The sequence below is a fragment of the Pseudomonas sp. S37 genome, from assembly GCF_016658545.1.
Lineage (GTDB): Bacteria > Pseudomonadota > Gammaproteobacteria > Pseudomonadales > Pseudomonadaceae > Aquipseudomonas.
On sequence record NZ_JACVZC010000131.1, the window covers coordinates 1 to 16,679 of the forward strand.

Annotated in this window: 4 protein-coding genes; 3 read left to right on the plus strand and 1 reads right to left on the minus strand. The window is 67.4% G+C overall.

Translation table 11 applies throughout. The annotated features are described in order from the left end of the window. Positions 1 to 163 precede the first annotated feature (163 nt). The 3 genes from dsbD to dsbG are packed head-to-tail and all read left to right on the plus strand — an operon-like array spanning position 164 to position 3,475. Entirely contained in the window at positions 164 to 1,879 is a 1,716-nt protein-coding gene (gene dsbD / locus IAE39_RS25700) for a protein-disulfide reductase DsbD (RefSeq protein ID WP_201207306.1), read from the plus strand. Continuing rightward, positions 1,879 to 2,715 (plus strand): TlpA disulfide reductase family protein, encoded by an 837-nt coding sequence (locus tag IAE39_RS25705; protein WP_201207307.1) that lies wholly within the window; start codon positions 1,879 to 1,881, stop codon positions 2,713 to 2,715. Before dsbD ends, IAE39_RS25705 begins: the two co-directional genes overlap by 1 nt. A gap of 1 nt (position 2,716) precedes the next feature. Beyond that, a complete protein-coding gene (dsbG, locus tag IAE39_RS25710) occupies positions 2,717 to 3,475 on the plus strand; it encodes a thiol:disulfide interchange protein DsbG (RefSeq protein WP_201207308.1) in 759 nt (252 codons plus the stop codon). 138 nt (positions 3,476 to 3,613) lie between these two features. On the opposite strand, the gene IAE39_RS25715 is transcribed toward dsbG, so the two are convergent. Continuing rightward, positions 3,614 to 16,567 carry a non-ribosomal peptide synthetase gene (locus tag IAE39_RS25715; protein WP_201207309.1) on the minus strand — a complete coding sequence of 4,318 codons (12,954 nt, stop codon included), beginning with the start codon at positions 16,565 to 16,567 and terminating at the stop codon, positions 3,614 to 3,616. Positions 16,568 to 16,679 lie beyond the last annotated feature (112 nt).

Below are 16,679 nucleotides of genomic sequence, written 5' to 3' on the forward strand. Positions count from 1 at the left end.
ACCGCCTTGTTTGTACGACGCGATATCGTGGCGTGCGCCAAAGGCGGTCGCGCGCGAATCCCCCGACGAACACCCGCCTCCCAACCCCAAAAACCCGCGTTAACCTTCATTTAATCAACCCCATCCAGCATGGCCCCATTCCTAGATCTGCCAAGGCGAAGACATGCGCGTCCTCCTGCTCTTCCTGACACTACTTCTGGCCGGCCCGTTGCAGGCCAACCCGTTCGACGTCAAACCCGATTTCCTGCCGGTGAACCAGGCCTTCGTGCTTACCCACGAGCGCCAGGCCGATGGCCAGATGCGCCTGTACTTCCAGATCAAGCCGGGCTACTACCTGTACCAGAAGCGCCTGAAATTCGACGGCCTGCCGCCCGAGCAACACCCGCAACTGCCCCCGGCGCTCAATCACCACGACGAGTTCTTCGGCGACAGCGCGGTGTACCGCGAACAGCTCGAACTGCTGCTGCCGGCCAACGCCCAGGGCCAGTTGCGCCTGGGCTGGCAGGGCTGCGCCGATGCCGGCCTGTGCTACCCGCCACAAACCACCTCGATCGACCTGGGCGGCAGCGTAGCGCCGGCCGCCGAGCAAGCCAGCGACCAGGCCCTTGCCAGCGACCTGCAACAGGGCCACCTGGCCTGGAGCCTGCTGGCGTTCTTCGGCCTTGGCCTGCTGCTGGCCTTTACCCCGTGCTCGCTGCCGATGCTGCCGATCCTTGCCGGGCTGGTGCTGGGTAATGGCGTCAGCGCCCGCCGTGGCTGGGTGCTGGCCGGGGTCTACGTGCTGAGCATGGCCCTGGTGTACGCCGCCCTCGGCGTGGTCGCCGCGCTGCTGGGCGCCAGCCTGCAGGCATGGCTGCAGCAACCCTGGCTGCTGGGCAGCCTGGCAGGGTTGTTCGTGCTGCTGGCACTGCCCATGTTCGGCGCCTTCGAACTGCAACTGCCTACCGCCCTGCGCGACCGCCTGGACCGCGCCGGGCAAGGTACCCGTGGCGGCAACCTGTATGGCGCGGCGCTGCTCGGCGCGTTGTCCGGCCTGCTCATGGGGCCGTGCATGACCGCGCCGCTGGCCGGCGCATTGCTGTACATCGCCCAGAGCGGCGACGTGGTGCAGGGTGCGCTGGTACTGTTCAGCCTGGGCCTGGGCATGGGCGTGCCGCTGCTGTTGCTGGTCACCCTGGGTAACCGCTACCTGCCACGCCCGGGCGCCTGGATGAACCGGGTCAAGGCCGTGTTCGGCTTCGTGTTCCTGGCCATGGCGCTGTACACCCTGCGCAGCCTGCTGCCCGCCGCGTTGCTGCTGGCGCTGAGCGGCGCCTGGTTGATCGCCCTGGCCTGGGCGTCGTGGCCGGCCCTGCAACGGCTGCCGGCGCTGCGTGCGGTGCCACTGCTGGGCGCGCTGTGGGGCGGCTTGTTGCTGGTCGGTGCAGCAGCCGGAGGTGACGACCTGTGGCAGCCGCTGCGCCCGTTCGCCGGTGGCGCCGGCGCTCCGGTCGCCAGCCAGCACGCCGAAGACAGTTTCGTCACCGTCAGCCGCCCCGAAGACCTGCAACGTGAACTGGATGCAGCCAAGGCCCGTGGCCAGTGGGTGATGCTCGACTACTATGCCGACTGGTGCGTGTCGTGCAAGGTCATGGAAAAACAGGTATTCGCCCGCAGCGACGTGCAGGCCGGCCTGGCCGGTGTGCACCTGCTACGCCTGGACGTGACCGCCGACAGCCCGGCCAGCAAGGCCCTGCTGCTGCGTTACCAGGTACCCGGCCCGCCCAGCATCATCTGGATCGGCCCGGAAGGCGAAGAACGCCGCGCGCGGCGCATCACCGGTGAAGTGGATGCGGCCGCGTTCCAGCAACACTGGGCCCAGACCAGGAGCCAAGGCTGATGCTCACCGTAACCCTCGGGCCACTGACCATGGCCCTCAACCACTTGCTGATGCTCACCGCCTTGGTGATCGCCAGCGTGGTCGGCTGGTGGGTCGCCCGGCGTGGCGGCGAAAGCCCGGAGTCGGCCCTGTTCAACCTGTTCCTGATCGGCCTGCTGTGCGCCCGCGCAGGCTTCGTGCTGGCCTACTGGCCGATGTACCAGGGCGACCCGCTGCAGATCATCGACATCCGCGATGGCGGCTTCCTGTTCTGGTCGGGCCTGGCGGGCATCGTGCTCGCTGCCCTGTGGCAAGGCTGGCGCCAACCTGGCCTGCGTCGCCCGCTGGGCTGGGCGCTGTTCAGCGGCGCGCTGTTCTGGGGCCTGGCCAGCCTTGGCGGGCACCTGTACAGCAAGGGTACCGAGCTGCCCGAACTGAGCCTGCGCAATGCTGGCGGCCAACCGGTGGCGCTGCACAGCTACCGCGGCAAGCCGCTGGTGATCAACGTCTGGGCCACCTGGTGCCCGCCCTGCCGCCGCGAAATGCCGGTGCTGCAGCAGGCGCAAGGCGAGTACCCACACGTGACCTTTCTGTTCGTCAACCAGGGCGAGACTCCGGAAAACGTCAGCACCTTCCTCGCCACCACCGGCTTGAGCCTGACCCACGTGCTATTCGATGGCACCGGCCTGCTGGCCCAGCGCGTCGGCTCCATGGCCCTGCCCACCACGCTGTTCTACGACGCCGACGGGCGGCTGGTCGGCAGCCACCTCGGCGAGCTGTCCCGGGCCAGCCTGCGCCACGCCCTGGAACCTTTCGACCGGGCCATTGCGCCCGCCCCTGCCGCACAAGGAAACTGACATGCGATTGACTGCACTGCTGCCCCTGTCCCTGGCCCTGCTGGCCGCCCCTGCCCTGCAGGCCGAAGAACTGCCCAAGGCGGTTCAACAACTGCAAGCCAAGGGGGCTGTGATCAAAGGCAGCTTTGACGCCCCTGACGGCCTGCGCGGTTATGCCGCCGAGTACCAGAACAACGCCCTGGCCCTGTACCTGACCCCCGACGGCAAGCACGTGCTGGTCGGCAGCCTGTTCGATGAACAGGGCAAGGATTTGAGCGCCGAGCCGCTGGAAAAGCTGGTGTATGCGCCGATGAGCAAGGAAATCTGGGCGAAGATGGAGAAAACCGCGTGGATCGCCGACGGCAAGGCTGACGCGCCGCGCAAGGTGTACCTGTTCAGCGACCCCAACTGCCCGTACTGCAACATGTTCTGGGAACAGGCGCGGCCGTGGGTGGAGTCGGGCAAGGTGCAGTTGCGCCATATCATGGTAGGCATCATCCGCGAGGACAGCCCGGGCAAGTCGGCAGCGCTGTTGGCGGCGAAAGACCCGGCCAAGGCCCTGCAGCAGCATGAAAAGGCTGGCAAGGCCAGTACCCTGAAGGCGCTGGACAAGGTGCCGGACGCCGTGCAGCAGAAGCTGGCGGCGAACATGGCATTGATGGAAGAGATGGGTTTGCAGGCGACCCCGGCGATCTTCTACCAGGATGAGCAAGGCCAGCTGCAGAGCCAGCAGGGGGCACCGCGGCCGGAGATGTTGGGCAAGATTCTGGGCAAGCGCTGAGCTATGGGTTGCCTTTACCGGCCTCTTCGCGGGTGAACCCGCTCCCACAGGTATTGCACCGGCCTTGAGAGCGGCGCGGTACCTGTGGGAGCGGGTTCACCCGCGAAAGGGCCGGTACTGGCAACCCATCAACTCAGGTCACAACCCCTCCAGCTCGGCCATCAGGTCACTCAGCCGGTCGACCTTGTCGTCATCCAGCGCACTGCCCTGCAGCCCCTGCACATATACCGCCAGCTCCTCCACCGTGCTGCACTCGAACATCGCCCGCAACGGCACGTTCAACTGCAATTGCTTCTGCACCCGCGAGGCGATCTGCGTGGCCAGCAGCGAATGCCCGCCCAGCTCGAAGAAGTTGTCGTGCACACCGACCCGCTCGGCCTTGAGCACATCGGCCCAGATATCCGCCAACACCTCCTCCAGCTCATTGCGTGGCGCCTGGTAGGCCTGGCTGTGCTGGCCGCCAATTTCGATGGCCGGCAGGGCCTTGCGGTCGAGCTTGCCGTTGGCGTTGTGCGGCAGGCTGTCGAACCAGCCCCAGTGCAGCGGCACCATGTACTCCGGCAACTCGGCACGCAGGCGCTGCTTGACCTGCTCCAGCAAGGCAGCATCGGCACTGACGCCCTGGTGCGCCACCAGGTAACCGACCAGGTGCTTGCCGTTGACGCCCTCCTGCACACCCACGGCAGCATCGCGGATTTCCACCTGTTCGTGCAGGCGGGCTTCGATCTCGCCCAGCTCGATACGGTAACCGCGAATCTTCACCTGGTGGTCGATGCGCCCGACATACTCCAGCACGCCATCCGGGCGCTGCCGCGCCAGGTCACCGGTGCGGTACAGGCGCTCGCCCGGCGCACCGTATGGGTGCGGGATGAACGCCAGCGCCGTGCGCACCGGGTCACCGACATAACCACGGCCAACCCCCGTGCCAGCGACGCACAACTCACCCACCGCGCCCAGCGGCACCAGCATCTGCTGCTCGTCGAACAGGTACAGGCGGTTGTTGTCGGTCGGCGTGCCGATCGGCAGGTAGCTGCCTTGGGTGGAGGCGGCATCGACGCGGAAGAACGCCACGTCATCCGAACACTCCGCTGGGCCGTAGGCATTGACCAAGCCAATCTGCGGGTAACGCTGCAGCCATTGCGCCGCCAGCTCCGGTGGCATGGCCTCGCCGGTCGGCAGCATCCAGCGCAGGCCGTCGAGGGCCTGATGGTCGCTGGCCAGCATGCCCTGGATCAGCGACGGCACGCTTTCCAGCACGGTAATGCCGGTGGTTTGCACGTGGGCCAGCAGGCCCTGCGGATCGTGGGCGATGGCATTCGGCACGATCTCCACCTTGGCCCCGAACAGCGGCGCGGCCAGGAACTGCCACACGGAAATGTCGAAGCTCTGCGAGGCGGTCTGGGCGATCACGTCCTGCTCGCCCAGCGCCAGGTACGGCAGCTTGCTCAGCTGGTTGTTGAGCATGCCGCGCTGCTCGACCATCACCCCTTTGGGCAGGCCCGTGGAGCCTGAGGTGTAGATCACGTAGGCAAGGTTATCCGGGCCGCTGTAGATACCTGGGTTATGGCTGGCAAGCGCAGCGGCCTGGATGTCTTCCCACACCAGCAACTGCGGCGCTGCCGCGGTTTCCAGCTCAGCCAGCAACTGCCGCCCCTGCTCGGCACAGGCGGCGCTGCACACCAGCACCGGCGTGCGGCTGAGCTGGATGATGCTTTGCAGCCGCGCCGCTGGCAGGCCCGGGTCCAGTGGCAGGTAGCCGGCGCCGGCCTTGAAGCTGCCGACGATCATGCCCAGCAGCGGCAAGCCGCGCTCGGCCAGCAGTGCCACCGGCTGGTCCACGCTTACCCCCGCCGCAATCAGCGCATGGCCCAGGCGGTTGGCCGCCAGGTTCAGGCCTGCGTAGTCATAGGCGGCTTCCAGGCAGCGGGCCACGGTGCGCTGCGGATGTGCCGCTACCTGCGCCTCGAACTGCGCAACGTAGCTTTGCTCCAGCGGGTAAGCCCGCGCGGTGCGGTTGCAGTCTTCCAGCAGGAAGCGCTGCTCTTCGGCGCCGAGTAGCGGCAGTTCACCCACTTCGCCATCAAAGCCCTGCACCAGCGCCAGCAACAGGCGCTTGAACTCGGCCAGCAGGCGCTCGACGGTCGGGTAGTCGAAGTAGCGCTGGTCGAACGACAGGTGCAGGCCCAGGTCATCGCCCGGGTAGCACACCGCGGTCAGCGGGAAGTTGGTGTGGGTACGGCCGGAATCCGAGCTGGCGTTCAGGTGCTGCGCATGGTCGAGCACTGCGGTTTCCACCGGTGCGTTCTCGAACACGAACAAGCTGTCGAACAGCGGCTGGCCCTTGGGCAGCTCGCTGCATTCCTGGATCGCCACCAGCGGCAGGTACTCGTACTCGCGCAGCTCCATGTTGCTTTGCAACAGGCCTTGCAACCACTGGCGCACGCTGCAGCGCTCACCGGCCAGCGGCAACTGCACGCGCAGGGCAACGCTGTTGATGAACAGGCCAACGGTGCGCTGCATCTGCGGCATGCTCACCGGGCGCCCGGCCACGGTCACGCCAAAGGCCACGTCGCGGTCGCCACTGTAGCGTGCCAGCACCAGCGCCCAGGCCGCTTGGGCAAAGGTGTTGACGGTCAGCTGGTGGGCCTGGGCCAGTTCACGCAGGCGCACGCCTTCGCTGACCTCCAGGCGGGTGTAGCAATCGCCGACGACCATGCCGCTGCCGGCGTGGTCATGCCGCAACGGGCGGTCGCTGGGGATCGCCGTGGCGCGCTCGAAACCGGCCAGGTTGGCCTGCCACCAGGCCCGCGCATCGTCCAGGCCCTGGCGTTGCAGCCAGCCGATGTAATCGCGATAGCGCGGCGGCACCGGCAACTGCGCCTGGCGGCCTTCGCCGAGCGCCTGGTAAACCTCGAAGAAGTCGTTCATCAGCAACGAACGGCACCAGGCATCGATCAGGATGTGGTGGTTGCTCATCATGAACCAGTAGCGCTCGTCAGCCACGCGCACCAGCCGCAGGTGGAACGGTGCCTCGCTGAGCAAGGCAAAGCCGGCCTCGCGCTCCTGCTTGTGCAAGGCTTGCAAGCGTTGCTCCTGGGCATCGTCGGCAAGCTCGCGCCAGTCCTGGTAGTCGACCGCCAGGGTGCCCGGTTTGTGAATGATCTGCAGCATCGCTTCGCCGCTGTTCCAGCTGAACGAGGCGCGCAGTGCTTCGTGGCGTGCCACCACCGCCTGCCAGGCCTGGGCGAAGCGCTCGGGGTCGAGCGCGCTGTTGATGCGGTAGCGGTCCTGCATGTAGTACAGGCCGGTGCCCGGCTCCAGCAGGGTGTGCAGCAGCATGCCCTCCTGCATCGGCGTCAGCGGGTAGACGTCCTCGATCTGCGCAGCCGGTACCGGCAATGCGTCAATCTGCTCCTGGGTCAGGTGCGCCAGCGGGAAGTCCGACGGGGTGAAGCTGCCATTGCCCTCGGCCAGGCAATGCGCGACCAGCGCCAGCAGCTCCTGGCGGTAAGCTTCGGCCAGGTTGGCGATGGTCTGTTGGTCATAGCGTTCGGCACTGAAGGCCCAGCGCAGTTGCAGGGCACCGCCATACACCTGGCCATCGACGCTCAGCCAGTTGGGCAGCGGCGCATCAAGGTCATGCGCCAGGCCGGCCGGGGCATCCAGCGGCTCGAATAAGGCCGCGCTGTCGAACTGCTGGTCGAACTGGCCCAGGTAGTTGAAGGTAATGCGCGCTTGCGGCAAGGCCGCCATCTGCTCGCGCCCGGCATTGTCGGCCAGGTAGCGCAATACGCCGTAACCCAGGCCTTTGTGCGGCACTTGGCGCAGGTGCTCCTTGATGCGCTTGATCGAACCGCCCCGCGCGGCATCGTCATCCCCTGGCAGCGGGCGCAGGCTCAGTGGATAGGCATTGGTGAACCAGCCCACGCTGCGGGTCAGGTCCATGTCTTCGAACAACCCGTCGCGGCCGTGGCCTTCGAGTTGCACCAGCACCGCTTCGTCACCGCTCCAGCGGCACACGGCCCGCGCCAGCGCGGTCAGCAGCAGGTCGTTGACCTGGGTGTGGTAGGCCGCCGGGGCCTGTTGCAGCAACTGCCGGGTCTGTTCTGTGTCCAGGCCGATGGCCAGGGTGCGGGCATGGCGGTGCAGGTTGCTGCCCTGCGGATGGTCGCACGGCAGTTCGCGGCGCACACCCCCCAACTGCCCTTGCCACCAGCCCAGTTCGTCGCGCAGCGAATCACTGCCGGCATAGCTGGCCAGGCGCGCAGCCCAGTCACCCATGGCGTGGGTCTTGGCCGGCAGCGGCTGGCCGCGGTACAGCGCCTGCAGGTCCTCCAGCAGTACCCGCCACGACACGCCATCGACCACCAGGTGGTGAATCGCCAGCAACAAACGCTGGCCGCCCTGCCCGTCAGCCACCAGCAAGGCACGCAGCAGCGGGCCCTGTTGCAGGTCGAGGCTGCGTTGCACATCGCTGTACAACGCCTGGCAATCGGCAAAGTCGGCGACGGTGGCGGCCCACAACAGTTGTTCGACGCCCGGCTGGGCATACGTGGCCTGCCAGCGGCCAGCAGCCTCGGCAAAGCGCAGGCGCAGGCTGTCGTGGTGCTGCACAAGCGCCGACAGGGCTTTCTCCAGCACCGCTTCATCCAGCGGCTGACGCGCCTCCAGCAGCACAGCCTGGTTCCAGTGTTGCGGCTGTGGCACTTCGCTGTCGAAGAACCAGTGCTGGATCGGCGTCAGGCCGACCTGGCCGTGGCGCAGGCCCTGGTCGATGCTGCTGGCGGCCTCGCTGTGCCGTACCACCGCCGCCAGGGTCTGAATGGTCTGGTGCTGGAACAGGTCACGCGGGGTAAACTGCAAGCCCGCCTGACGGGCGCGGCTGACCACCTGGATCGACAGGATCGAGTCGCCGCCCAGCTCAAAGAAGTTGTCCTGCACACCCACCCGGGCAACGTTGAGCACGTCGCGCCAGATCTGCGCCAGCTGTGCTTCCACTTCATTGCCTGGGGCCTGGTATTGCTGGCGTGCCTGCTCAAGGTCCGGCAGCGGCAGTGCGCGGCGGTCGAGCTTGCCGTTGCCCATCAGCGGCAGGCTGTCGAGCAGCACCAGGTGCGCAGGCACCATGTAGTCCGGCAGGTGCTGGCGGGCATCGGCTTTCACCGCCTCGCGCAACAGGCTTTGCGCCGCGCTGTCGGCTGCGGCCTGCTGGCACACCAGGTAGCCCACCAGTTGCTTGCCGCCGGGCAGGTCAAGGGCGAGTACCACGGCTTCGTCGACATCGGCATGCGCCTGCAGGCGGCTCTCGATTTCGCCCAGCTCAATGCGGAAGCCACGAATTTTCACCTGCTGGTCGGCGCGCCCGACGTACTCCACCAGGCCATCGGTACCCAGGCGCACCAGGTCGCCGGTGCGGTACAGGCGCCCGCCTGCGGCACTGAACGGGTCGGCGACAAAGCGCTCGGCGCTGAGGCCTGGGCGGTCGTGGTAACCCTGGGCCAGGCCGGCACCGCCGACATACAGTTCACCGATGCCACCTTGTGGCAACAGGGCCAGGTCTTCATCAAGGATGTAGGCCGTGCGGCTGCCGATGACGCGGCCGATCGGCACGCTGCCAAGTTCCGCCGGGAGCACGTCGGGCGCCAGGCAGGCCAACGGCATGACCACTGTCTCGGTCGGGCCATAGGCGTTAAAGAACTGCTGTGGGGCAAAGGCCTGGCGAATGCGCTGCAGGTGCTCGCCGGTCAATGCTTCACCACCGGTGATCACCAGGCGCACCGGCAGTTGTTCACCCTGCCCGCCCAGGTACTGCGCCAGTTGGCTGCCGTAGCTGGGGGTAAAGCCCAGGATGCTCACCTGCTGCTCACGCACCAGCTGGCAGATTTCCTCGGCACCCCACTGCCCCTGGGCACGCAGCACCACCCGGGCACCGCACAGCAGCGGTACCCACAGGCGCTCGCTGGCGGCGTCGAAGTTGATCGAATAGAAGTGCAGTTCGCAGTCGTCGCTGCGCATGCCGAATTCGGCGATCACCGCCTGGCAGTGCATGGCGAACTCGCCATGGCTGACCACCACGCCCTTGGGCTTGCCGGTGGAACCGGAGGTGTAGATCAGGTACGCCTGATGTTGCGGCAGGCTGAGGTTGTCCAGCGGCGCATCGCTGTAGGCCGACAGGCTGGCGGCGTCGTCTTCCAGGCTCCAGCGCGCCACGCCCTCGGGCAGCTCGCCCAGGGTTTGCAGCAACGTGCGCTGGCTCAGCAGCAGGCCGATGCGGCTGTCTTCGATCATGTAGCGCAGTCGGTCGAGCGGGTACTCAGGGTCCAGCGGCACATAGGCGCCGCCAGCCTTGAGAATGGCCAGCAGGCCGACGACCATTTCCAGCGAACGCTCCAGCGCCAGGCCCACCCGCACCTGCGGGCCGACACCGCGCTCGCGCAGGGCGCGGGCCAGGCGGTTGGCCTGCTGGTCGAGTTCGGCGTAGGTCATGTGCTGGCCGGCAAAGGTCAGCGCACCCGCCTGCGGCGTGCGTGCGGCCTGGGCCGCAAACAGGCCGTGCAGGGTCTGGTCGAGGTCGAAATCGTGCGCGCCCTGCAACTGGCCGACCAGCACCTGCTGCTCGGCGCTGCCCAGCATCGGCAGCTCACACAGGCGCTGTTGCGGGTTGTCGAGCAGGCCGACCAGCAGTTGTTGCCAGTGCTCGGCCATGCGGGCGATGCGCGGTTCGTCGAACAGGTCGCGGCTGTAGGTCAGGCAGCAGCCCAGGCGGCCGTCCAGGTCGGTCACCTCCAGGTACAGGTCGAACTTGGTGGCGCTGGCGTCGTTGACCAGATAATCCACCTGCATGCCGGCCAGCGTGCGGCTTTGCTGGAAGGCCCAGCGCTGCACGTTGCACATCACCTGGAACAGCGGGTTGTAGGCGCTGCTGCGGGGCGGCTGCAGGGCCTCCACCAGTTGGTCGAACGGCAGGTCCTGGTGCGACTGGCCCTCGATGGCGGCCTGGCGCATCTGCTCCAGCAGGGCGCTGGCGGTCATTTGCCCGTCCAGCTCGCAGCGCAGCACCTGGGTGTTGAGGAAGGCGCCGATCAGGCCTTCGCTTTCCGGGCGGATGCGGTTGGCCACCGGCGCGCCGATGCGCAGGTCGCGCTGGCCGCTGTAGCGGTGCAACAAGGCGGCCAGGGTGGCGGTCATGGTCATGAACAGGGTCAGGCCACGCTGGCTGTTGAAGGCATGCACGCGCTCGACCAGCGCCGGGTCGAGTTCGAAGCGGTACAGCTCGCCACGGTGGCTCTGCACGGCCGGGCGCGGGCGATCGGCGGGCAAGGCCAATACCGGGTGTTCATCGCCCAGGCGGTCTTTCCAGTAGGCCAGCTGGCGGGCGCCCTCGCCGCTTTCCAGCCATTGCCGTTGCCACACGCTGTAGTCCAGGTACTGCACCGGCAGCGGCGCCAGCGGCGACTCGCGGTCATCAACGAAGGCTTCGTAGAGCTCGCCCAGTTCGCGGGCGAAGATGTCCATGGCCCAGCCTTCGGTGACGATGTGGTGCAGGGTGAGGACAAAGAAGTGCTCGCGCTCGTCGGCCTTGACCAGGCAGGCGCGCAGCAGCGGGCCGCGCTCCAGGTCGAATGGCTGGTGCGCCTGGTCGTCGGCCAGTTGTTGCAAGCGTTGCTGGCGGGCATCGGCAGGCAATGCACTGAAGTCCTGCCAGTCCAGGTGCAGGCCGCTGTCTTCGGCCACACATTGGTACGGCACACCGTCAATGCTGGGGAAGGTGGTGCGCAGGGTTTCGTGGCGCACGATCAGCGCCTGCAGCGCGCGCTCGAAGGCGTCCACATGCAGGGTGCCGCGCAGGCGCGCCATGCCGCCGACGTTGTACGCCGGGCTGTCTGGCTCCATTTGCCAAAGGAACCACATGCGCTGCTGCGAGTACGACAGCGGCACCGCCTGGCGGCGGTCGACGCGGGTGATTTCGCCTTGCAGGTTGCGTTCGCCGGCAGCGCGGATACGCGCGATCTCGGCGCAGAAGGCGCCCAGCTCGCTGGCTTCGAACAGCGCCTTGAGTGGCAGCTCGACGTCGCAGGCCTGGCGGCTGCGGGAAACAATCTGTGTGGCCAGCAACGAATGGCCGCCGAGGGCGAAGAAATCGTCCTGCAAGCCGACGCGCGGCAGGTTCAGCACTTCGCGCCAGATGGCGGCGACCTGCTGTTGCAGTTCGCTTTGCGGCTCGACGTGCTCACGCTGCTGCCACACCGGGGCCGGCAGCGCCTTGCGGTCGACCTTGCCGCTAGGGCCCAGTGGCATGTGCGCCAGCGGGATGAGTTGCGCCGGCACCATGTACGTCGGCAAATGTTCACCCAGCACCGCCAACAAGGCTTCCGGCTGGGCACTGCCGCTGTAGTAGCCGACCAGTTGCGCGCCAACGGCGTCCTTGTGGATCAGCACCAGTGCCTGTTCGACACCGGCCTGCGCCAACAGGCACGCCTGGACTTCTTCGGGTTCGACGCGAAAGCCTCGCACCTTCACCTGCTGGTCAAGGCGGCCGAGGTACTCCAGCGCTTGCAGCTGTACCTGCCAACGGGCACGGTCGCCACTGCGGTACAGGCGTTGGCCATTGCCGTCGGCCTGGGGCACGAAACGCTCGGCGGTGAGGCCTGGGCGCCCCAGGTAGCCACGGGCCAGGCCCGCGCCGCCGAGGTACAGCTCGCCCGGCACGCCCGGGGCGGTGAGTTCAAGCTCGTCGTCAAGCACGCGGCACAACACATTGCCCAGCGGGCGGCCGATGGGCGAGCGCTCGCCGTCCGTGGCCTGGCAGTGCCAGTGGGCGACGTTGATGGCGGTTTCGGTCGGGCCGTAACGGTTGTGCAGTTGCACCTGCGGCAGCAGTTGCAGCACGCGGTCACGCAGTGCGGCAGACAACGCTTCGCCACCCGAGAACAACCGGCGCAGGCTGCTACAGGCAGCCGCCTGCGGCTCCTGGACGAACACCTGCAACAACGGCGGCACGAAATGCAGCGTGGTCACAGCATGGGCCTGGACCAGCTCGGCGATACGCTGCGGGTCACGGTGCTCACCGGGGCCGGCCAGTACCAGCTTGCAGCCGGTGATCAATGGCCAGAAGCACTCCCACACCGACACGTCGAAGCTGATCGGCGCCTTCTGCATCAGTACGTCACTGTCGTTCAGTGCATAGGTGGCCTGCATCCACTGCAGGCGCTCGGCCAGCGCCGCATGGGTATTGCCCACGCCTTTGGGTTGGCCGGTGGAGCCGGAGGTGTAGATCACATAGGCCAGGTTGTCGCCGTGCAGGTGCAGGCCAGGGGCATGGCTGGGCCAGCTGTCCAGGTGCAACTGGTCGAGGGCGATGGCGCTGACGCCGTCGACCTGCGGCAGCTTGCCCAGCAGGCTGCTGTGGCTCAGCAGCAGGCCGGCGTTGCAGTCGGCGAGCATGTAGGCCAGGCGCTCGGCGGGGTAATCGACGTCCAGCGGCACATAGGCGCCACCAGCCTTGAGAATGGCCAGCAGGCCGACCAGCAGTTGCGGCGAGCGCTCGATGGCGATCGCCACGCAGGTGTCGGGGCCGACGCCCTTGTCGCGCAGGTAGTGGGCCAGGCGGTTGGCCTGCTGGTGCAGCTCGGCGTAATCCAGGCTGCCACCCTCCCACACCAGCGCGGTGCGCTGCGGGGTCAGGCGTGCCTGCTCGTTGAGTTGCTCGACCAGCAACTGCTGCGGCGCGGCGGTCGCTGCCTGGCCCCAGCCCAGCAGCTGTGCGCGGCCCGCCTCGTCGAGCAATTGCACTTCGCCCAACGCTCGTTGCGGCGCAGCGCACACTTGCTCCAGCAGCGCCAACAGGTGGCCGGCCAGGCGCTTGATGGTGCTGGCATCGAACAGTTCGCTGGCATAGTCGAAGGCCAGGCTCAGGCGGCCCTGGTGGTCTTCTTCGCTGTGCAACTGCAAGTCGAACTTGGCTTCGCGGCTGTGCCACGGCAGTTCCTCGGCCAGCAGACCGGGCAGGCGGCGCAGCGCCGACAGGTCGCGCTGCTGGTGGTTGAACATGACCTGGAACAGGCCCTGTTCGCGGGCTTCGGGCAGGGCTTCGACCAGTTGTTCAAACGGCAGGTCCTGGTTGGCCTGGGCCTGCAGCGTGGCCTGCCGCACCTGGGCCAGCAGCTGGGTAAACGGCAGGCGGCCATCGAGCTGCGCACGCAGCACCTGGGTGTTGATGAAGAAGCCGACCATGCCCTGGGTTTCCAGGCGCGGGCGGTTGGCGTTGGGCACGCCGACGCGGATATCGGCCTGGCCGCTGTAGCGTTGCAGCAATGCCTGCCAACCGGCCAGCAGGACCATGAACAGGCTGGCCTGCTGCTCGCGGGCCAGGCCCTTGAGCGCGTCACTGAGGGTAGCGGGCACCTTCAGGTTGAAACGCGCGGCGCTGTGCTCGCGCTGGCTGGCACGTGGGTGGTCGGTACACAGGTCGAGTACCGGCAGCTCATCGCCCAGCTGAGCCTTCCAGTAGTCCAGTTGGCGCTCGGCTTCGCCGTCGGCCAGCCACTGGCGCTGCCAGTTCCCGTAGTCGGCGTAACCCAGTGGCAGCGCTGCCAGGTTGGCCTGCAGGCCTTGGCAGTGGGCCGCGTACAGTTTGGCGAACTCGTCGAGCAGGATGTTCAGCGACCAGCCATCGGCCACGATGTGGTGCAGGGTCACCCACAGCTGGTGGTCTTCATCGTCCAGTCGAGCCAGGGTCACGCGCAGCAGGGGGCCTTGGGTCAGATCGAACGGCTGGCGGGCCTCGGCTTCACGCTGGGCGGTGACCTGTTCCGGCGCCTGGCCTTCGAGGTTCAGGCGGACCAGGTTGAAAGGCTGCTGCGCCAGCACGCGCTGCAGCGCCTGGCCGCCCTCTTCACTGAACACGGTACGCAGTGATTCGTGGCGCGCTACCAATTCCTGGAATGCAGCTTCCAGGGCAGTTTCATCCAGCTCGCCACGCAGGTGCAGGCCGGCCGGAATGTTGTAGGCCGCCGATTGCGGTTGCAGCTGCCACAGCAACCACAGGCGGTTTTGCGCCAGCGACTGGGGCAGCGCCTGGCCGCGTTCGAGGGTGGCAATGGCCGCCGCCTGTGCACCGCCTTCGGCGAGTATTGCGGCCACGGCATTGCTGTAGTCGGCCAGCACCGGGGCTTCGAACAAGGTGCGCTGGCTCAGGTTGATGCCCAGCTCATCGGCCAGGCGCGCGGTGGCCTGGGTAGCCGCGATGGAGTTGCCACCCAGCAGCAGGAAGTGGTCGTCTGCCGCCACTGCGCTGACCTTGAGGATGTCGCGCCACACGGCGGCGATGCGCGCCGGCAATTCATCGCTTGCTGCCTCTGCGGCAACGGCCTCGCTTGCGTCAGGGAAACGGGCATAGCAATCCAGGCTGCCATCGTCCATGCGCAGCCGACAGGCCGAGCGCTGCAGCTTGCCGCTAGAGGTTTTCGGCAGTGCGCCCGGGTTCAGCAGCAGAACCACCGCTGGCGCCTGGCGGCAGGCGTCGGCAATCACCTGGCGCAGGGTCTTGATCAGCGCCTGGGGCTGGATGGTTTTCTGCACGTTGCGGCTGATCTCCACCGCCACGCCGATGCCCTCCTCGCCCTGGTGCTCCACGGCAAACACCGCCACCCGGCCTTTGCGCAGCACCTCCACTTCGCGTTCGAGGGTTTTTTCCAGGTCCTGCGGGTACAGGTTCTGCCCGCGTACGATCAGCATGTCTTTCAGGCGCCCGGTGACGAACACCTCGCCGTCGCGCATGAAGCCCAGGTCGCCGGTGCGCAGCCAGGTCTGGCCGTCCATTTCGACGAAGGTACGGGCGCTGGCTTCGGGGTTGCGCCAGTAACCCAGTGCGATGCTCGGGCCACCGGCCCAGATTTCGCCGACCTGGTTGTCGCCCAGCACGTGCAGCTGTTGCGGCTCGACAATGCGTACCGCATGCCCGGGTTGCGGGTAGCCACAACTCATCAGCACGCTGCCTTTGCCGGGCTCGGCGCGGTTGGCGGCGAAGGCTTCGGCATCCAGCTCCAGCGCCGGGATGCCCTGGCCGCGGCGGCTGCCGCTGACGAACAGGGTGGCTTCGGCCAGGCCGTAGCTGGCGAAGAAGCTCTGCGGGTCAAAGCCACAGGCCTGGAACTTGTCGGCGAAGGTGGCCAGGCTGTCCTGGCGGATCGGCTCGGAGCCGGAATAGGCCACGCGCCAGCGGCTCAGGTCGAGCCCCGCCAGCGAAGCCTCGCTGACCCGTTCGCTGCACAAACGGTAGGCGAAGTCCGGGCCGCCGCTGATGGTGCCGCCGTACTCGCTGATGGCCTGCAACCAGCGCAGCGGCCGGGCCAGGAAGTAACCCGGCGACATCAGCACGCAGGGCACGCCGCTGAAGATCGGCTGCAGCAGGCCGCCGATCAGGCCCATGTCGTGGTACAGCGGCAGCCAGCTGACGATCACATCGTCAGGGTTGAGGTCGATGCCGAAGCCACAGCGGATCAGTTGCTCGTTGGCCACCAGGTTGCCATGGCTGACCTGCACGCCTTTGGGCAGCGCGGTGGAGCCGGAGGTGTACTGCAGGAAAGCGATGTCTTCGCCCTTGAGCGCCGGCTCACGCCAGTTCGCGGCCAGCAGCGGGTCCAGGCCGTCCACGGCCAGCAGCTCGGGCGCGTTGTCCGCTGCCAGGGCTTCCAGGCCCTGCAGGTTGCCGTGCAACGCCGCCACGGTCAGCAGCAGGCGCGGCTCGGCGTCGGCGATGATCGACAGCAAACGCTCCTGGTGGTGCTGGCGGGCGGACTCTGGCGGGTAGGCTGGCACCGCGATCACCCCGGCATACAGGCAGCCGAAGAACGCCGCCACGTAGTCTGGCCCACTGGGGAACAGCAACACGGCACGGTCACCAAAGCTGGCGCGCGCCTGCAAGGCCGCAGCGATGGTGCGCGCACGCTGGTCGAGGTCCCGGTAGCTGAGCACGGCCTGCTCGCCGGGGGCGTCGGCGAGAAAGCGCAGGGCGATCTTGTCCGGGGTCTGCGCGGCGCGTTGCGCCAGGGCCTGGACCAGCGAGAGCGGGAGTTCGAAGGCGTCCGTCATGGGGTGTTCCTGCCAGTGTCTGTTGGGGCGTGCCGGCTGCTCCGCGAACGTGGGCGGGCAGCGGTTGGCGGCCGGGGATGTACACAGGGGAACGGATGGGCGGGGGGAGAAA